Source organism: Streptomyces spinosus (assembly GCF_020400655.1).
In the GTDB taxonomy this organism is placed as follows: Bacteria; Actinomycetota; Actinomycetes; order Streptomycetales; family Streptomycetaceae; genus Streptomyces; species Streptomyces argyrophylli.
The window spans coordinates 863,390-882,684 of sequence record NZ_JAINRC010000001.1; the positions used below are offsets into that span (position 1 = coordinate 863,390).

13 protein-coding genes are annotated in these 19,295 nt (G+C 71.0%); 3 read left to right on the top strand and 10 right to left on the bottom strand.

Features of this window, described 5'->3' with window-relative positions; genetic code table 11:
* Positions 1-4 precede the first annotated feature (4 nt).
* The gene (locus LG395_RS03550; protein ID WP_225808398.1) at positions 5-664 is read right to left on the bottom strand and encodes a histidine phosphatase family protein; all 660 of its coding nucleotides are present in this window, start codon (positions 662-664) and stop codon (positions 5-7) included.
* Positions 665-800: 136 nt separating this feature from the next.
* Positions 801-1,406, bottom strand: a complete 606-nt coding sequence (locus LG395_RS03555) for a YdbC family protein (RefSeq protein ID WP_171152245.1) — start codon at positions 1,404-1,406, stop codon at positions 801-803.
* A 155-nt stretch (positions 1,407-1,561) separates the two neighbouring features.
* Between LG395_RS03555 and LG395_RS03560 the strand changes: the two genes are divergently transcribed.
* Positions 1,562-2,095: a TerD family protein gene (locus LG395_RS03560; RefSeq protein ID WP_225808399.1), complete on the top strand. Its 534-nt coding sequence runs from the start codon at positions 1,562-1,564 to the stop codon at positions 2,093-2,095.
* 70 nt (positions 2,096-2,165) lie between these two features.
* Here the strand turns inward: LG395_RS03560 and LG395_RS03565 are convergent, their stop codons facing one another.
* Together LG395_RS03565 and nrdR are read right to left on the bottom strand one after the other, a co-directional pair.
* Positions 2,166-5,060 (bottom strand): vitamin B12-dependent ribonucleotide reductase, encoded by a 2,895-nt coding sequence (locus LG395_RS03565; protein WP_225808400.1) that lies wholly within the window; start codon positions 5,058-5,060, stop codon positions 2,166-2,168.
* Positions 5,061-5,225: 165 nt separating this feature from the next.
* Positions 5,226-5,777 carry a transcriptional regulator NrdR gene (nrdR, locus tag LG395_RS03570; protein ID WP_225808401.1) on the bottom strand — a complete coding sequence of 184 codons (552 nt, stop codon included), beginning with the start codon at positions 5,775-5,777 and terminating at the stop codon, positions 5,226-5,228.
* 564 nt (positions 5,778-6,341) lie between these two features.
* Here nrdR and lexA point away from each other — a divergent pair.
* Entirely contained in the window at positions 6,342-7,121 is a 780-nt protein-coding gene (lexA, locus tag LG395_RS03575) for a transcriptional repressor LexA (protein ID WP_225808402.1), read from the top strand.
* A gap of 208 nt (positions 7,122-7,329) precedes the next feature.
* Here the strand turns inward: lexA and LG395_RS03580 are convergent, their stop codons facing one another.
* The 4 genes from LG395_RS03580 to LG395_RS03595 form a co-directional block, all read right to left on the bottom strand.
* Positions 7,330-9,321: an ATP-dependent DNA helicase gene (locus LG395_RS03580; RefSeq protein WP_225808403.1), complete on the bottom strand. Its 1,992-nt coding sequence runs from the start codon at positions 9,319-9,321 to the stop codon at positions 7,330-7,332.
* Between the two features lie 320 nt (positions 9,322-9,641).
* On the bottom strand, positions 9,642-10,412 hold the full coding sequence (locus LG395_RS03585) for a GNAT family N-acetyltransferase (RefSeq protein WP_225808404.1): 771 nt from the start codon (positions 10,410-10,412) through the stop codon (positions 9,642-9,644).
* 105 nt (positions 10,413-10,517) lie between these two features.
* Positions 10,518-12,614, bottom strand: a complete 2,097-nt coding sequence (locus LG395_RS03590) for an IucA/IucC family protein (protein ID WP_225808405.1) — start codon at positions 12,612-12,614, stop codon at positions 10,518-10,520.
* A gap of 212 nt (positions 12,615-12,826) precedes the next feature.
* On the bottom strand, positions 12,827-14,332 hold the full coding sequence (locus LG395_RS03595; protein WP_225808406.1) for a diaminobutyrate--2-oxoglutarate transaminase family protein: 1,506 nt from the start codon (positions 14,330-14,332) through the stop codon (positions 12,827-12,829).
* 459 nt (positions 14,333-14,791) lie between these two features.
* Here LG395_RS03595 and LG395_RS03600 point away from each other — a divergent pair, with 459 nt between their 5' ends.
* Positions 14,792-16,000, top strand: a complete 1,209-nt coding sequence (locus LG395_RS03600) for a trypsin-like serine peptidase (RefSeq protein WP_225808407.1) — start codon at positions 14,792-14,794, stop codon at positions 15,998-16,000.
* Between the two features lie 63 nt (positions 16,001-16,063).
* Here LG395_RS03600 and hflX read toward each other — a convergent pair whose 3' ends face one another.
* Together hflX and LG395_RS03610 are read right to left on the bottom strand one after the other, a co-directional pair.
* Positions 16,064-17,554, bottom strand: a complete 1,491-nt coding sequence (gene hflX / locus LG395_RS03605; RefSeq protein ID WP_225808408.1) for a GTPase HflX — start codon at positions 17,552-17,554, stop codon at positions 16,064-16,066.
* A gap of 208 nt (positions 17,555-17,762) precedes the next feature.
* Entirely contained in the window at positions 17,763-19,286 is a 1,524-nt protein-coding gene (locus LG395_RS03610) for a M1 family metallopeptidase (RefSeq protein ID WP_225808409.1), read from the bottom strand.
* Positions 19,287-19,295 lie beyond the last annotated feature (9 nt).

A 19,295-nucleotide genomic window follows, 5' to 3' on the forward strand; every position in this document is an offset into this window, starting at 1 on the left:
CACTCTATCCGTTCGCCCAGTACGGCACCGGTTTCCGCCAGCGCTCGAAGGGCCGGTCGAGTGTGTACTTGCCGTCCTCTCCCAGAACGAGCATCCGCATCTCGGCGTTCCCGGGGTTGGACAGCGACTCGAATTCCGCGACCGTCCAGTGGAACCAGCGCATGCAGAACAGCCGCATCGCCAGCCCGTGCGTCACCAGCAGGACGTTCGGTGGGTGGTCGGGGGCCTCGAAGCTGCGGAAGAGGCTTTCCAGGAAGCCGCCCACCCGGTCGTACACGTCGGCGCCGGACTCGCCCTGCGGGAACCGGAAGAAGAAGTGGCCGTACGCGTCGCGGTAGGCCTTCTGCAGGCGGACGTCGTCGCGGTCCTGCCAGTTGCCCCAGTCCTGCTCGCGCAGTCTGGGTTCCTCCCGTACGCGTATGAGATCCGGGTCGAGGTGGAAGGCGCGGAGCGTCTCGTGCGTGCGGCGGTAGGGGGAGACGTACACGCTCACCCGTTCCCGGCCGAAGACCTCGCGGAGCCGCTTGCCGGTCTCCTCTGCCTGCCTCCAGCCGCGCTCGGTCAGCGCGAGGGCGTGGTCGGGCTCGCGCTCGTACACGGAGTCGTCGGCGTTGCCCGTGGACTCGCCGTGCCGGACAAGGACGATGCGCCGTGGTCGTGCCATGCCAAAACCCTAGTTCGAACTTCGGGGAGCCGAGCACTCACACGGCCCTGTACGGCGTATGTCACACGCCTCCCCTCTCCGGAGCCGCTCCCCCATACGCTTTCCCCGGGAGCGCCCGCATTCCCCTGCCGACACGTCAGACCGTCCAGGACGGCTCCAGGTCCACGATGTCCCCGGAGAGCGCCGCGATGTCCGCCTCGGTCTGGGCACGCAGGGCGAGGCGCTCCACACGCTCCGTGCGGTACTTCCCGTGCTCGGCCGCCGACCGCCACATCGAAAGGATCAGGAACTCCTGCTCCGGAGCCTCCGCGAACATGCCGCGGATCATGCCGGGCGAACCCGCCATCGCGGGATTCCAGACCTTTTCCTGCATGAGTGTGAAGTGCTCCACGCGCTCCTCGTGGACCCGGCACAGGGCCACGCGGATCAGATCGGCGTCGGTGAACCGCGGTTCGAAGCCCGTCTTCACGTCGAAGCGGTACTCGAACAACTTCACCTGCGCGTCCTTGAACGTGCCGGACTGGGCGGCGGCCAGGCGGTCGTGGGAGCGGGCCATGAAGGAGTCGTAGAAGGCACGGCTCTCCCAGAAGGTGAAGATGTGCGCCACCCCCGCGCGCTGCCGGCTCCAGCCCCCGCCCTGTCCCCGAAATCCCGGCTCCCCCGGAAGCCCCGCCCATTTTCGCTGTCCCCGCTCGAACCCCCGGCGGTCCACCACGGTGCAGCGAATCCACTTGACCAGCACCGCGCCATCGTAAGGCCACCGGGCGTGGCGTCGGTCACGCTCCGGCGGAGATCGCCCGCGCACGCGCCCCCGCGCGCGTGGGACGATGGACGGCAAGGGACCCCGGCCGATGGGGAGTTGGGGTCGAGCGAGCCACAGGGGGAAGGGAAGGCCTGGTGACCGGCTTCAGCAAGGGAATCCGCAAGGTCGAGGTCGCGCTCAAATGGGACCCCAGTCCGGCGGGTCGGCCGCCGACGGATCTGGACATCGTCGCCGCGACGTTCCTGTCGGGTTCCCCGTACGGGGAACCCGCCTACCTGGTGCACTTCGACAGCCGCTCGCCGGACGGCACGATCCTCCTCAACCGCGACAGCACGGACGGCAAGGGCTTCGGCTGGGACGAGGTCATGACGCTGGAGCTGGACCGCCTCAGCGACCGCTACGCGCGCGTGGTGGTGGGTGTCGTCATCCAGCAGCGGACCGGGCACAAGACGTTCGCCCAGGTGCTGAATCCCGCCGTACGCATCCGTGAGGGGTACACCGTGCTCGCCGAGGACGGTTTCGCTTCGGTCCTCGGGTCGACGGCCGCCACGATCGCCGAATTCGTCCGGGACGACGCGCAGGAGTGGACGTTCCGCCCCGGTGTACGGGGCTTCGACGAGGACCCGGTCACCTTCACCCGGGTCATGGGCAGGACTCAGCCGTCCTGAGGGTTCGGACCCGTACGGGTAAGGGGCGCCGGCCTGGACCGGCGCCCCTTACCTCAGGAACGGCGTGTCATCAGCTGCAGCCGCTGGTCGAGCCGCAGCCCTCGCAGATGTAGCAGGAACCGGCCCGCTGCATCTTCGTACCGCAGGAGAAGCACAGCGGAGCGTCCGCCTGGATGCCCAGCTGCATCTCCACCAGCTCGGCGCTGGTGTGCGCCTGCCGCGGCGCGGGCTTGGCGGCCTCGGTCTCGGCCTTCGGCGTGGCGACCGCCTTCAGCTCCTGGGCGCGCGGGGCCGACTGGGCCAGGCCCTCGACGTCGACCTCGTCCTCCGCCGGCTCGTAGGAGCCGGTCTCCAGGTGCCGCTGACGCTCCTCGGCGGAGTGGATGCCGAGCGCGGAGCGGGTCTCGAAGGGGAGGAAGTCCAGCGCCAGGCGGCGGAAGATGTAGTCGACGATCGACTGCGCCATCCGCACGTCCGGGTCGTCCGTCATGCCGGCCGGCTCGAAGCGCATGTTGGTGAACTTCGAGACGTACGTCTCCAGCGGCACGCCGTACTGCAGACCGACGGAGACGGCGATGGAGAAGGCGTCCATCATGCCCGCGAGGGTGGAGCCCTGCTTCGACATCTTCAGGAAGACCTCGCCGAGACCGTCGTCCGGGTAGGAGTTGGCGGTCATGTAGCCCTCGGCGCCGCCGACGGTGAAGGACGTGGTGATGCCGGGACGTCCCTTCGGGAGGCGCTTGCGGACCGGGCGGTACTCGACGACCTTCTCGACCGCGGTCCGGATGGTCTCCTCGGCCTTCGCGGTGACCTCGGCCTTCTCCTTCTCCTTGGTCTTCGCGGAGAGCGGCTGGCCGACCTTGCAGTTGTCGCGGTAGATCGCGAGCGCCTTGACGCCCAGCTTCCAGGCCTCGAAGTAGATCTCCTCGACCTCCTCGACGGTCGCCGTCTCCGGCATGTTGACCGTCTTGGAGATGGCGCCGGAGATCCACGGCTGGATCGCCGCCATCATGCGGACGTGGCCCATCGGGGAGATGGCGCGCTCGCCCATGGCGCAGTCGAACACCTCGTAGTGCTCGTGCTTGAGGCCGGGGGCGTCGATCACGTTGCCGTGCTCGGCGATGTGGGCGACGATCGCCTCGATCTGCTCCTCCTGGTAGCCCAGGCGGCGCAGGGCCTGCGGGACGGTGCCGTTGACGATCTGCATCGAGCCGCCGCCGACCAGCTTCTTGAACTTCACCAGCGCCAGGTCGGGCTCGACACCGGTGGTGTCGCAGGACATCGCGAGGCCGATGGTGCCGGTCGGCGCGAGGACGGACGCCTGGGAGTTACGGAAACCGTTCTTCTCGCCGAGACGCAGGACGTCCTGCCAGGCCTCCGTGGCGGCGGCCCACACCGGGGTGTCCAGGTCGTCCATGCGGACGGCCGTGCCGTTGGCGTCGGCGTGCTGCTTCATGACGCGGTTGTGGGCGTCGGCGTTGCGGGCGTAGCCGTCGTAGGTGCCGACGACCGCGGCCAGCTCGGCGGAGCGGCGGTAGGCCGTTCCCGTCATCAGGGAGGTGATGGCGCCGGCCAGGGCGCGGCCGCCATCGGAGTCGTAGGCGTGGCCGGTGGCCATCAGCAGGGCGCCGAGGTTGGCATAGCCGATGCCGAGCTGGCGGAACGCGCGCGTGTTCTCACCGATCTTCTGCGTCGGGAAGTCCGCGAAGCAGATCGAGATGTCCATCGCGGTGATGACCAGCTCGACGACCTTCTGGAAGCGCTCGGTCTCGAAGGACTGGGTGCCCTTGCCGTCGTCCTTCAGGAACTTCATCAGGTTCAGCGAGGCCAGGTTGCAGGACGTGTTGTCCAGGTGCATGTACTCGCTGCACGGGTTCGACGCGGTGATCCGGCCGGACTCGGGGCAGGTGTGCCAGTTGTTGATCGTGTCGTCGTACTGGATGCCCGGGTCGGCGCAGGCCCAGGCCGCCTCGGCGATCTTGCGGAACAGGGCCTTGGCCTCGACCTCCTCGATGACCTCACCGGTCATGCGGGCGCGCAGGCCGAACTTGCCGCCGTTCTCTACCGCCTGCATGAACTCGTCGTTCACGCGGACCGAGTTGTTGGCGTTCTGGTACTGGACGGACGTGATGTCGTCGCCGCCCAGGTCCATGTCGAAGCCCGCGTCGCGCAGGACGCGGATCTTCTCCTCTTCCTTGACCTTGGTCTCGATGAAGTCCTCGATGTCGGGGTGGTCGACGTCGAGCACGACCATCTTGGCGGCGCGGCGGGTGGCGCCACCGGACTTGATGGTGCCGGCGGAGGCGTCGGCGCCGCGCATGAAGGAGACCGGGCCGGAGGCGTTGCCGCCCGAGGAGAGCAGCTCCTTGGAGGAGCGGATGCGGGAGAGGTTCAGGCCGGCACCGGAGCCGCCCTTGAAGATCATGCCCTCTTCCTTGTACCAGTCGAGGATCGACTCCATGGAGTCGTCGACGGACAGGATGAAGCAGGCCGAGACCTGCTGGGGCTGCGGAGTGCCGACGTTGAACCAGACGGGGCTGTTGAAGCTGAAGATCTGGTGCAGGAGGGCGTACGCCAGCTCGTGCTCGAAGATCTCGGCGTCAGCGGGCGAGGCGAAGTACTTGTAGTCCTCACCGGCCTTCCGGTACGTCTTCACGATGCGGTCGATCAGCTGCCTGAGGCTGGTCTCGCGCTGCGGGGTGCCGACGGCTCCCCGGAAGTACTTGCTGGTGACGATGTTGACCGCGTTCACCGACCAGAAGTCGGGAAACTCGACGCCACGCTGCTCGAAGTTGACCGAGCCGTCGCGCCAGTTGGTCATGACGACGTCACGGCGCTCCCACGACACCTCGTCGTACGGGTGCACTCCGGGGGTGGTGTGGATGCGCTCGATACGCAGTCCCTTGGTGGCCTTGGTGCCCTTGGCTCGGGAACCTCGTGCCGGACCGCTCGCCGTCTCTGTCATGCCGCCTCCCTGTACGGGCAAAAACGCCCTGAAGTGCCCATTTGTTCCGATGGGCACGTGTTTCTGTCGTGCGTTGCGGGCACCCTCAGCTGCCGCCCGCAACAGGTCTTGGTTCGCCGCCTCCCGGCCGGAACCCGGCTCTCCTCCCGGTTTCCGGCCCTCCGGTCAGTCGGCGGCGCGTGCGGGCACGGGGACCTGAGTGGTCCCGCCGGACCCGCGATCGTCTTCCTGGCTCCCCGCTCCCGCGTCTTCCCCGAGCACGGCGGGGCCTCCCGTCGCCTCCCTCAGCTCCGCGATGGCGGCCTCGAAGTCGTCGAGCGAGTCGAACGCCCGGTAGACGGAGGCGAACCGCAGATAGGCGACGAGGTCGAGCTCCTGCAACGGGCCGAGTATGGCCAGACCCACGTCGTGGGTGGTCAGCTCGGCGCTGCCGGTCGCACGCACCGCCTCCTCGACCCGCTGGCCCAGCTGGGCCAGCGCGTCCTCGGTGACAGGCCGTCCCTGGCACGCCTTGCGCACACCATTGATGATCTTGGTGCGACTGAAGGGCTCGGTGACTCCGGACCGCTTGACCACCATGAGCGAGCACGTCTCCACGGTCGTGAAACGACGGGAGCAGTCGGGGCACTGGCGGCGCCTGCGGATGGACGTGCCGTCGTCGGTCGTACGGCTGTCGACCACACGGCTGTCGGGATGCCTGCAGAAGGGACAGTGCATGTTCTCCAACCCTCCTCACAGCAGACTCGTCGGCCTCACAGGACCCACAGGTCCCGCGAAGCAGCCCTAAGCATAGGCGATCGCCGAGGCGTCTCGGACCCGGGGGACCACAACTTCTGGGCTGCGGTAGCCATCCAACCACTAGATGTAGGGATTGGCTCATACAGCGAGGCAGACTCGCGTGTCGCGCCGGAAGGACGGCCCCGAGCGCCGTCGGCGACCTGCGGAGGACACGCGGGCGCCGGGCAGTGTTCCCGCGAGGCTTGCGGGGATACGGTGGGCGCCACAGGGAGGAGGCGTGGCACTCCCGCGCAGAAAGGCCCCCGGCTCCCGGACTGCGGGATTCCGGATGGCAGACTGGGGCCCGGCCCACGAGGCCGCCAGACCCCGGCGGTGAAGAGTACAACAATGGGCGCTTTTGTCCGCCAAGTGCCGCGCCAGCAATACACCCAGGCACGTGATCACGTCAGGCAAAACGCACTTTTTCACTCGAACGTGTGTTTGGCGCAACCTTTCGAAAGCAACTACCGTTGTGCAGCAGGGAGACCATCGAGAGGGGCCGACGTGACCACCACCGCAGACAGTGCCACCATCACCGCCCAGGACCGCTCCTTGGGCCGAGTCGAGCCGGTGCACGCGATGAACGAAGCCACGAATCCCGAGGGACCCAAGCGCTCCCTGCCGGGCCGACCTCCAGGCATCCGGGCGGACAGTTCCGGCCTCACCGACCGGCAGCGCCGGGTGATCGAGGTCATCAGGGACTCCGTACAGCGGCGCGGTTACCCGCCGTCGATGCGGGAGATCGGCCAGGCCGTCGGCCTCTCCAGCACGTCCTCGGTCGCCCATCAGCTCATGGCGCTCGAACGCAAGGGCTTCCTGCGCCGCGACCCGCACCGCCCGCGCGCCTACGAGGTGCGCGGCTCCGACCAGGCCGTCACCGTGCAGCCCACGGACACCGCCGGCAAGCCCGCCGCGTCGTACGTCCCGCTGGTCGGCCGCATCGCCGCCGGTGGCCCGATCCTCGCGGAGGAGTCCGTCGAGGACGTCTTCCCCCTCCCCCGCCAGCTCGTCGGCGACGGTGAACTGTTCGTCCTGAAGGTCGTCGGCGACTCGATGATCGAAGCCGCGATCTGCGACGGCGACTGGGTCACCGTCCGCCGCCAGCCGGTCGCCGAGAACGGCGACATCGTCGCCGCCATGCTCGACGGCGAAGCCACCGTCAAGCGCTTCAAGCGCGAGGACGGCCACGTATGGCTCCTCCCGCACAACGCGGCCTACGAGCCGATCCCCGGCGACGACGCGACCATCCTCGGCAAGGTCGTCGCCGTCCTGCGCCGCGTGTGACGGCCGCGGCGGGCGGGTCGGCCCGTCCGCTCCCTGACCGGGCCCCGGAACCCCTGCGCCGGTTCCGGGGCCCTGCGTATGCCCGGGGACCCGGCGCATGCCCGTCCGAGGCCCCGGCTGTGTCCGGCGGCCCTGTGTTCATGGGCGGCCGTGGAATCCGAGCGCACCCCGGGGTAGTCCGGCCGGTGCCGGCCGGACTACCCCGCTATCACTTGGCCGCCGCCGGCTCAGCCTCCGCCTGCTTGGCCACGGCGTCGATCGCCGCCAGCGACTTGCGGACCTGATTGCGGTCCGTGGTGTACCAGAAGTCCGGCAGTGACGCCTTCAGATAGCCGCCGTAACGCGCGGTGGCCAGCCGCTGGTCCAGTACGGCGACCACACCCCGGTCGCCGGACGCCCGGACGAGACGGCCGGCGCCCTGTGCCATGAGCAGGGCCGCGTGCGTCGCGGCCACCGCCATGAAACCGTTGCCTCCCGCCTCCTCCACCGCCTTCTGGCGCGCGCTCATCAGCGGGTCGTCGGGCCGCGGGAACGGGATCTTGTCCATGACGACCAGCTGGCAGCTGGGGCCCGGGACGTCGACGCCCTGCCACAGTGACAGCGTGCCGAAGAGACACGTCCTCGGGTCGGCAGCGAAGTTCTTGATCAGTTCACCGAGCGTCTCCTCGCCCTGCAGCAGGATCGGGAACTCCGGGATCCGGGAGCGCAGCTCCTCCGCGGCGAGCTGAGCGGCCCGCATGGACGAGAACAGGCCGAGGGTGCGCCCGCCGGCCGCCTGGATCAGCTCGGTCAGCTCGTCCAGCATGTCGGAGCGCTCACCGTCGCGTGCCGGGCGGGCCAGATGCTTGGCGACGTAGAGGATGCCCTGCTTGCGGTAGTCGAAGGGCGAGCCGACGTCGACGCCCTTCCACTTCGGCAGGTCCTCGCCCTCCGCGCCTTCCGGGCCGAGCCCCAGGGAGGCGCCGACGCCGTTGAAATCGCCGCCCAGCTTGAGCGTCGCCGAGGTGAGGACCACGGTCCGGTCGGCGAACAGCTTCTCCCTGAGCAGACCGGAGACCGACATGGGCGCCACCCGGAGGGACGCGCCGAAGCGGTCGTGCCGCTCGTACCAGACGACGTCCCACTCCGAGCCGTTCACGACCCGCTCCGCCACGTCGTGCACCGTCTCCACCGAGGCCAGCGCCTGCTTGCGGACGGCGTCCTCGTCCTGGACGGACTTGTCGCGCGTCGCGCCGATCGCCGAGATCACCGTGCGGGCCGCGTCCCGCAGCGCCATCAGGGCATAGCCCAGGTCCTCCGGGATCTCCTCCAGGCGGCCCGGCAGGGCGAGTTCCATGAGCCGCTCGAAGCCCTCGGCGGCGGTCTGGAGCTGATCGGCTGCCTTCTCGTTGACCAACTTGGCGGCGCGACGCACCGCGCGGTTGACCTGCCCGGGCGTGAGTTCGCCGGTGGCGACGCCCGTGACGCGGGAGACGAGTTCATGCGCCTCGTCCACGATCAGCACCTCGTGCTGGGGCAGCACCGGGGCACCCTCGATGGCGTCGATGGCCAGCAGCGCGTGATTGGTGACCACCACCTCGGCGAGCTTGGCCCGCTCACGGGCCATCTCCGCGAAGCACTCGGCGCCGTACGCGCACTTCGACGCGCCCAGGCACTCCCGCGACGACACCGAGACCTGGGCCCAGGCACGGTCCGAGACGCCCGGGGTGAGATCGTCCCGGTCACCGCTCTCCGTCTCGTCGGCCCAGTCCCGCAGTCGAAGCAGGTCCTGGCCCAGCTTGCTGGTGGGCGCCGCGGCCTCGAACTGGTCGAAGAGCCCCTCTTCCTCGTCCTGCGGCATGCCCTCGTGCAGGCGGTGCAGACACAGGTAGTTCGACCTGCCCTTGAGCATCGCGAAGTCCGGGCGTCGGCGCAGCAGCGGGTGCAGGGCGTCGACGGTGCGCGGGAGATCCCGCTCGACGAGCTGGCGCTGGAGGGCGAGCGTGGCCGTCGCGACCACCACGCGTTCTCCGTGCGCGAGCGCGGGCACGAGATAGCCGAGCGACTTTCCGGTGCCGGTGCCGGCCTGGACCAGCAGGTGTGATCCGTCGTCGATCGCCTCGGCGACCGCTTCGGCCATGGTCACCTGGCCGGGGCGCTCCGCTCCGCCGACGGCGGCGACGGCGGCGTGCAGGAGTTCGGGGAGGGAGGGCTTCGTCATAGCCTGACCACCCTACGGCCCTGCACTGACAAACGGGGGGTCGTCACGGGGGCAGGCGGAGGGCTCACGGGCGGGGCTCCTGGGTGGGCTGGGGTTCCGGTGGTGGGTGGAAGCGGGTGCGGGGACTGGGCGTCGGAGCGGGGCGGGTGCGGGCCGGTGGCCGCGACCTGCTCGTCGGGCTGGGGCAGGGGCGGGCCGGTTCTCGCCGCCGGGTCGCCGCGGTGCCGGCCCGGGCGACTCGGCCAAGAACTTTTTTCCGTAGGCGGGAACACCACGGATCCCCCACTCGTATCTATCTGTGAGCGCCCGGTCACTAGGCGCTACAGGACATCGCGCAGGACTCGGTCCCGGATCATGAGGGCGGCCCGCTTGCCGGGCAGGTCGACCTCCGCCGCGAACCGGAAGCCCGCGCTCAGGAACGCGGCGACGGAGGGGGTGTTGCGAAGATCGGGTTCCGCGACGACACGTGCGCACGGGGGACGCCGGTCGAGGATCAGGCCGGCCACGGCTCGGAGCAGGACGGATCCCAGTCCTCGTCCCCGGTCGGCGGCGTCCCCGACGAGGAGGTGGATCCCGGTGTCGTGCGGACGGGCCGGGTAGTGACAGGCCAGCGGATCCAGGTCGGCACGGTAGATCTCCCAGTAGCTCATCGGGGTGCCGTCCAGTACGCCGAGGCACGGCACGCTGCGCCCGTCGCCGTGCAGCTGCGCCCTCAGGTGGTGCTCCGTCCGCGTCCGGGGCCCGGCCAGCTCCCAGAACTCGGCGACGGCGGGGTCGTTCATCCAGCGGTGGACGAGCGAGAGGTCCTGATCAAGGCGTACGGGCGTCAGCCGGAAGGAGCCGGCCGGGGTCACCACCGAGCCCCACGTGGCGAGTCGGCCGAGGAGACCGGTCGTCGCGCCGGCGCGGAGGGCGACGAACTTCGCGGGCAGGCACAGCTCCAGCGTGTCCTCGCTGTCCGGCTCCTCGTCCTGGACGGTGAGCCGTCCGAAGAGGGGGCTCCGGGGCCCTTCGGTGGCCGCGTGGCGGGTGGTGCTGTCCCGTTGGGCCGGGCGAGGGCCGGTTCCGGCGCCGGCGTCGGTGGGGGGCACGGTGCGCTCCTCTCAGGAGACGTGGTGGGTCATGTTCCTCGGACGGGGGACGGTGGTCGGCTCGTCGAGGTCGGTCCGCTCAGGTGGTGCGCGGCGGTACTTCGTTCACGCGTGAAGGGGGTTGGCGATGGTGACGTAGACGGACTGGGTGTCGACCGGGCCCACGAGTTCGTCGAGACCGTGCAGCCGGGTCAGCAGGTTGGCCTTGCAGCGCAGGACGGGTGAGTCGAGGAGGCGGCCGGGCAGGGAGGTGCGCAGCGGGGCGGGCCCCGAGGCGAGACCGGTGAGGAAGCGGCGGAAGGCCGAGAGCAGCAGCCGTTCGTCGGCGAGGCACTGGGAGCCGAAGGCACCGATCAGACCGAGCACGTTGTTGACGGCGAGGTAGTAGGCGAGGCGCTCGTCGGCGACCTCGTCCGGGACGAAGGTGTCACTGTGCTCGCCGATGCCGGGCAGCCGGGCCGTCAGTTCGGCGCGCCGGGACTCGCGGAAGTAGTACCCCTGGTTGTCGCGGTAACGGCCGCCGGTGGGCCACCCGTCACCGTCCAGCAGGACCAGCGTGTTCTGCTGGTGCGCTTCGAGGGCGATGCCGGCCTCGCCGTCCAGCCAGAGGACGGGCCGGACGACCTGCTCCAGGTAGCGCAGGAACCACTCGGCGGCGACCGCGCCGACGGGTCGGCCGGTACGCGTGGCGAGACCTGCGACGACTCGGGCCAGCCGGGACCGCATCGGCCGAGCGGAGTGGTGCGGCGCGGTGCCGGCGGGCGGCTCGGGGAACGGGCGGGGGGCGATCAGTCCGGCGACGCAGCCGGCGTCGTCGGCCGGGGTGAACGGGTTGTGCCGGATCACCACGTCGAGACCGGGCAGGGGCAGGCCGTCCGGGCCGTCGACGGCGAGCCAGGCCGGGTCGCGGACGATGTCGAAATCGGGGTGGGCGGTCTGCCACTGGCGGGCGAGCCCGGTGCGCAGGAGCCGGTGCACCTCGACTCCCCGGTGGAGTTCCTTGCGGAGGTTCTCCCGGCGGGAGTTGGTGATGCTCAGGGCCAGCGAGAGCTTGAGCATCGCGGGGGCGCCGGATCGGTACACGGTGCGTACGGAGGAGGTGGGACACCAGGGAGCGCCCAGGGGTCCGAGGTCCCGGAGCAGCCCCGAGTCGAGCAGCGCGGCGACGGGCGCGCGGTGCCGGACCTCGCGGGCCTGCCAGGGGTGCAGTGGCAGGGCGGTGTGACCGTCGGGCAGCGGCAGGGCGGTGCCGGCGAGGCGGCGGACGAGGTGCCCGGCGGGCACGGCACGGCCGCGCTCGGTCCAGGCGGAGTCGGTCGCGAGGAGAGAGGGGTCGACGGCCAGCCAGTGCAGGGGGAAGGAGCCACGCAGCTCCGGTGAGTACCGCTCGGCTTCCGCTTCGGTCAGGCCTTCCCTGCTCTTCGGGGTCGGATGCAGCGGGTGTCCGAGCAGGAGGGCCTGCTCGGCGCCGAGGAAGCGGTCGGGGGTGTCGGCGGGGTGTGCCCGCCGGTGCCGGATGAAGGTCGCCGTACGGCGGACGGAGTCGGCGACTCTGGCCACGAGGTCCGGGCCGTCGGCTCGGTCTCCGGCGCCGGTGTGAGGACGGGGAACGGTGACGTCTGAGCCGGTGCTGTGGGAACCGGTGCCCTGGGGACCGATGCCGTCAGTGGAGTCCGAGGAGGTGCGCGGCGGGGAGGAGGTGGTGCCGGCCGGCTCGGGGGCGGTTTCCCGCGCGAGGAGGGCCGCGAGGGTGACGGCGTCGACGGGTGGCGCCGCGTCGGACGCGTCGGCCAGACGCGGGAGGCCGAAGCGGTGCCAGCCCGTCGGGGACCAGTGACGGACCGGTGCGATCAGGGTGGCGCCGCTGGCCGGCAGTGGGATGTGGAGGCTGCCCGCCGTGGGAGCGGTCAGACCGGTCTCGCGGGCCCAGCACCGCAGGAGGTTCTCGACGGCGGCGGCCTGGGCCGCGGCGTGGGGATCGGGGTCCTCCAGCGGATCCGGGTCCTCCAGCGGATCCGGATGCTCCAGCAGATCCGGATGCTCCAGCGGACCGGGGCTCTCGACCGCACCGGCCTCGGGAGCCGGCCGCCGGACGGGATCGGGGTGCCGCTTGCTCTGCTGCGGGACCGACTCGGTGAGCGGTGCGGCGGAGGACGGGGCGCCGGTGCCTCCCCGGTCGTCGGGGGTGGGGATGGCGTTCATGACGCTCCTCTGGGGCTGGAGTGGGGGTGCGGACTCGTTCGCCGTCCGCTCGGGCGCCGTTCCTCCGGGGCCGGCGGTCGGTGGGGGCGGGATGGCCGTGTGGTTGTGGCCGGCGGTGGACGCCGGCCTGGACGCCCGAAGGGGGCTGAACGGGAATGGGAAGCGGTGTGCGCCCGCAGGCGGGCGTCGGGGGCGCCCGGCGCGGCCGGTGGTCAGCCCGCGTGCGGGGCTGGGCAGGCTGGGCGTTGCTGGTGTGGGCCATGGGATTGGTGGTGACGGGCGACCGCGGCCACCGCGTCGGTCAGCCGGTCGAGTACGGCCGTCGCCTGTTCGTCGGTGATCGTGAGGGGCGGAAGCAGCCGGACCACGGACGCGTGCCGGCCGCCGAGTTCGACGATCAGTCCGCGCTGGAGGCACTCCCGCTGCACGGCGGCGGCGAGTTCGGGGGCGGCCGGGGACGGCGTGCGGGCGGGCTCCGGCCGGACCGCCGCGCCGCTGAGACCACCCGTGCCGCCCGTGCCCCCACTGTCGAGGCCGGCGGTGTCACCGGTGTCACCGGCGAGGGGCACCGGGCGAGAAGTGCCGTGGTCGGCGTCCGGGTCGACCAGTTCGAGCCCGATCATGAGTCCGCGCCCTCGGACGTCTCCCACGCAGGGGAACGCGTGCCTGAGTTCGGCGAGTTGGCGCAGCATGCGGGAGCCGAGTGCGGCTGCGCGTTCGGCGAGGGCGTTCTCGCGGACGTGGGCGAGGGTGGCGGTGCCGGCGGCCATGGCGAGCTGGTTGCCGCGGAAGGTGCCGGCGTGGGCGCCGGGCTGCCAGACGTCGAGGTCGTCGCGGTAGACGATCACGGCCAGTGGGAGGCTGCCGCCGATGGCCTTGGACAGGACCATGACGTCGGGGGTGACGCCGCTGTGGTCGACGGCCCAGAAGGCGCCCGTGCGGCCGACTCCGGTCTGGATCTCGTCGGCGATCAGGGGGATGGACCGGTCCGCCGTGAGCCGGCGCACGCGGCGCAGCCAGGCGTCCGGCGCGGGGATCACTCCGCCCTCGCCCTGGACCGGTTCGAGGATCATCCCGGCCGGCAGCGGGACGCCCGACTTGGGGTCGTCGAGGAGGGACTCGGTCCAGCGGGCGGCGAGTTCGGCGCCGTGCGGGCCGCCGACGCCGAAGGGGCAGCGGTAGTCCTGCGGGTAGGGCAGGCGGGTCACCTGGACGTCGGGGGCTCCGCCGGAGACGGCCAGGGCGCCGGCGGTCATGCCGTGGTAGGCGCCGGTGAAGGCGAGGATGCCGGTGCGGCCGGTCGCGGTCCTGACCAGTTTGAGGGCTGCCTCGACGGCGTCCGTGCCGGCGGGTCCGCAGAACTGGACCCGAGAGCGGCCGGCGAGGCCGGGTGGGAGTGTGCGGAACAGCTCGGTGACGAAGGCGTCCTTGACGGGGGTCGCGAGGTCGAGGACGGAGAGGGGGGCGCCGGAGTCGAGGACCCGGCGGATGGCTTCCAGCACGACCGGGTGGTTGTGCCCGAGGGCGAGGGTGCCGGCGCCGGAGAGGCAGTCGAGGTAGCGGCGTCCGTCGGCGCCCTCGATGGTGAGTCCTCGCGCCCGGACCGGCACGATGGGCAGGGCGCGGGCATAGGTGCGCGCCGAGGACTCGCGCGCCGACTGGCGTCTGAGGATTCCCTCGTGCACGGCCCGCGCTTCCCCGGACGTGCCTCCAGCCATCGACTCCGTAACGGCCACGGCGCGTTGTCCTCCCCGCTGCTGAAAGGCGAGTTGATCCTCGGGGACCGGACACTGGCAGCAGGCCCCACCGGCTACAACAGCGCACCGATCGGGCGGTTACGGGCTCGCCGGGAGATCCTTGCCCGGACGGCACGGGGACGAGCCCCTCCGCGACTGCGGGAGTCGGTGACGGCCTGGAGCCGGCACGGGTCACCGCGGACGGGCGGCACGGTTCTTTGCGGACGACGAGGCGGCGCTCGGACCGGCCGGCGCTCGTGCCCTGTTCAGGCGGCCTGTGACGGAACCGTTGCCCTCCGGTCGGAACTCCCCCACGGCGACGGCATAGTGTGTGATGCCGTTCCCAGAAGGTCGTGGGACCGGCATGAACCGTCCGTGAGTTCACCGCCGGTGTCGGGGCCGAAGCGCCGAATTCCTTTCACAGCAGGGGGAGTCAAGAACATGCGATCCATACGGCCGTCGTTCACCGCTCGGCGAGGCAGGGGCGGTCGCCGGACCTCCACCTCGCTGACGGCGGTCGCTCTCGCGTCGGTGCTGGCGCTGACCGCCACGGCGTGCGGCGACGACGGCTCCGACGGCAAGCCGTCCGCGGTGAGCAGCCGCGACGGCAAGATCACGATCCCGGACGACCTGAAGCAGAGGCTCAAGGAGCACGGGATCGACATCGACAAGTGGAAGCACGGCGCCTGGAAGAACTGGAACCGGGACGACTGGCTGCGCGAGGCCAACGACTTCGTCAACCCGATCATCAAGGGCCTTTGGGACTCGGACCGGATGCGTGACGCCGACGACCCGGACCGGGGCGTCGACGACAACGACATCTCCGGTGACCAGGGCGTGACGGACCCGACGCCGCAGCCGGTGCAGGCGCGTGCGGTCACCCCGCCGTACCACACCAGTGCGGCCACCTCGGGCAAGCTGCTCTTCGACGCCCCCGGGGGCACCATGGTCTGCTCCGCGACGGTGGTGACGGACCCGGCGCACCCGGGCAAGTCCAACCTCGTCTGGACGGCGGGTCACTGTGTGCACGCCGGTAAGAAGGGCGGCTGGTACCGCAACCTCGCCTTCGTGCCGTCGTACAACGACCAGGGCAGGTCGGCGGCCGAGCTGGAGGGTGCCAGCCGCTCCGAGATCGCGCCGTACGGCGTGTGGTGGGCCGACGCGGCGAAGACCTCGCAGCAGTGGATCAGCAAGGGGGGCGAGACGGGTGGCGACGGCGCGTCGTACGACTTCGCCGTCATCCATGTGACGCCCGAGCAGGGCAGCGGCGGCAAGTCGCTGGAGGAGACCGTCGGCGGGGCGCTGCCGGTGAACTTCGACGCGCCGGCCGTGTCCCAGGTGCGGAGCATCACGGCGTCCGGCTACCCGGCGGCGGCGCCGTACGACGGTCAGCGGCTGTACCAGTGCCAGGACAAGCCGGGCCGGCTCTCCATCGAGCAGTCCGACCCGACGATGTACCGGATCGGCTGCACCATGACCGGTGGCGCCTCCGGTGGCGGCTGGGTGGAGACGGGCGCGGACGGCAAGCCCGCGCTGGTGTCGAACACGTCCATCGGCCCGGTGCGTTCCGGCTGGCTGGCCGGTCCCCGGCTGGGTGAGGTGGCCAAGAGCGTGTACGAGTCGGTGAGCAAGCAGTTCGCCGGCCGGTGACCTGGCGCCGGGCATGACGAGGGCCCGCCACCCTGGGGTGGCGGGCCCTCGTCATGGGCTGGGTCAGGCCGCGGAGACCGGTACGTACGGCGCGAGGTCCGCCGCCAGCTCCTCGTGCACCCGGACCTTGAGCAGGGTGCCCTCCGCGGTGTGCTCCTCGGAGATCACCTCGCCCTCGGTGTGGGCGCGGGCGACCAGCTTGCCGTGGGTGTAGGGCACGAGCGCCTCGATCTCGACCGAGGGGCGGGGCAGCTCGTCGTCGATCAGGCCGAGCAGTTCCTCGATGCCCTGGCCGGTGCGTGCCGAGACGGCGATCGAGCGCTTCTCGACCCGCAGCAGCCGCTGGAGGACCAGCGGGTCGGCCGCGTCCGCCTTGTTGACCACGACGATCTCGGGCACGTCGGTGGCGCCGACGTCCCGGATCACCTCGCGCACGGCGGCGAGCTGCTCCTCCGGGTTCGGGTGCGAGCCGTCCACCACGTGCAGGATCAGGTCGGAGTCGCCGACCTCCTCCACGGTGGAGCGGAACGCCTCGACCAGGTGGTGCGGCAGGTGCCGGACGAAGCCGACGGTGTCCGTCAAGGTGTAGAGCCGGCCGCTCGGGGTCTCCGCCCGGCGGACGGTCGGGTCCAGGGTCGCGAACAGGGCGTTCTCGACCAGGACGCCGGCGCCCGTGAGGCGGTTGAGCAGGGAGGACTTGCCGGCGTTGGTGTAGCCGGCGATGGCGACCGACGGCACCTTGTTCCGCCGGCGCTCCTGGCGCTTGATCTCGCGGCCGGTCTTCATCTCCGCGATCTCCCGGCGCATCTTGGCCATCTTCTCGCGGATCCGGCGCCGGTCCGTCTCGATCTTGGTCTCACCGGGGCCACGCGTGGCGAGACCACCGCGACCGCCACCCATCTGCCGGGACAGCGACTGACCCCAGCCGCGCAGCCGCGGCAGCATGTACTGCATCTGCGCGAGCGCGACCTGCGCCTTGCCCTCGCGGGACTTGGCGTGCTGGGCGAAGATGTCCAGGATCAGGGCCGTACGGTCGATGACCTTGACCTTGACGACGTCCTCCAGCTGGATCAGCTGGCCGGGGCTCAGCTCACCGTCGCAGATGACGGTGTCCGCGCCCGTTTCGATGACGATGTCACGCAGCTCGGCGGCCTTGCCGGAGCCGATGTAGGTGGCCGCGTCCGGCTTGTCGCGGCGCTGGATCACACCGTCGAGCACGAGCGCGCCCGCGGTCTCCGCGAGGGCGGCCAGCTCCGCGAGGGAGTTGTCGGCGTCCTGCGCCGTGCCGGTGGTCCACACGCCGACGAGCACGACCCGCTCCAGGCGGAGCTGGCGGTACTCGACCTCGGTGACGTCCTCCAGCTCGGTGGACAGGCCCACCACGCGGCGCAGGGCCGCGCGCTCGGAGCGGTCGAACTGGTCGCCGTCCCGATCGCCGTCGATCTCGTGGCTCCAGGCGACGTCCTCTTCCATCAGGGCATCGGCCCGAAGACCCTCGGGATAGGCGTGCGCGAGGCGCTTGGTGTCCTGGGAAGGGGAAGAAGAGGAGGTCATTGGATCCTTACGTCGATGAGATACGTCGGTGGGAGTGCCGTCTCCGCGTCGGCGCGACGGTTTCCGTACGGCGGGCGGTCACCCGCTCCGTACGTGGTCTACAACGCGCGGGTACCCCGGGAGATTCCCGTCTCCCCGCGCGCCCACCCCTAGATGGTCGCACGGTACGCCGCGTCTCGTCATCGGGTTATCGCCGGGCGTCACCGGGTCACCGCCGGGCGCGCGGCGAGGCGGGCTGAGCCGATTCCTTCTGCTTCCAGTCCGGGTGGCCGGGCATCGGCGGGGTCTTGTCGTCGTACAGCCAGGCCTTGAGGAAGCCGCTCAGGTCGCGGCCGGCGACGGCCGAGGCCAGCCGGACGAAGTCGGCGGTGGTGGCGGTGGCGTCCTGGTGCTCCCGGACCCAGATCCGCTCCAGCCGCTCGAAGGCGGGCCGGCCGATCTCCTGGCGCAGGGCGTAGAGGGCGAGGGCGGCGCCGTCGTAGATGCTGGGCCGGAAAATGCTGATCTTCTGGCCCGGGACGGGCGGCTTGGGCCGGGCGGGCGGTCCGCCGGCCTCGCGCCGGCGGTCGGAGGCGCCGTAGGCGGCCTTCATCCGCGCCTCCATCGGCCGGTTCGCCGTCTCCTCGGCGTACAGCGCCTCGTACCAGGTGGCATGGCCCTCGTTCAGCCAGACGTCGGACCAGGCCCGGGGTGTGACGCTGTCCCCGAACCACTGGTGGGACAGCTCGTGCACCATGATCGACTCGATGTACCACTTGGGGTACTCGGGCTCGGTGAACAGGCCTTTCTCGAAGAGCGAGAGGGTCTGTGTCTCCAGTTCGAAGCCCGTGGAGGCCTGGGCCATGAGCAGGCCGTAGTTCTCGAACGGGTAGCGGCCGACCTTGCTCTCCATCCAGGCGATCTGGTCGGGTGTCTTCGCGAGCCACGGTTCGAGTGCCTTGCGGTCGCTCGCGGGTACGACGTCGCGCACGGGCAGGCCGTGGGGGCCCTCGCGGCGCAGCACGGCGGAGCGGCCGATCGAGACCTGGGTGAGCTCGGTGGCCATGGGGTGCTGGGTGCGGTATGTCCAGGTGGTGGTGGTGCCGACCCGGGCGGCACCGGCGGGCAGGCCGTTGGCGACGGCGGTGTAGCCGTTCGGCGCGGTGATCCGGAAGGTGAACATCGCCTTGTCGGACGGGTGGTCGTTGCACGGGAACACCAGGTGGGCGGCGTCGGCCTGGTTCGCCATGGCGAGGCCGTCGGAGGTGCGCACCCAGCCGCCCTGCTGGTCCTTGCCGTAGACGGGGTCGCTGGTGTGGCGCACGGTGATCCGGGTCCAGCTGCCCTCGGCCAGGGGCTGCTCCGGGGTGACGACCAGGTCCTCGCCCGCGCTGGTGAAGTCGGCGGGGCGCCCGTCGACCTCGACCGACCGCACGGTGCCGTGCGCGAAGTCCAGGTTGAGTCGCTCCAGGTCGGTGGTGGTCCATGCGTCGATGGTGGTGACGGCCTGGAGCGGCTTGTCGTTGCTGCCGGGGTAGGTGAAGGACAGGTCGTACGAGGCGACGTCGTAGCCCGGGTTGCCGAGGTGGGGGAAGAGCCGGTCGCCGACGCCGAGCGGTTCGGGCGGCGCCGCGGCGGCCAGGAGGCAGACGGAGACGGCGGCGGCGAGCAGGGCCGCCTTCCGGTGCCGGGAGGGCTTGGGCGTGGTCCGGGTGACGGCGGTCCGGGGCCGGGAGCGAGGGGTGAGCAGCATGGACCACCG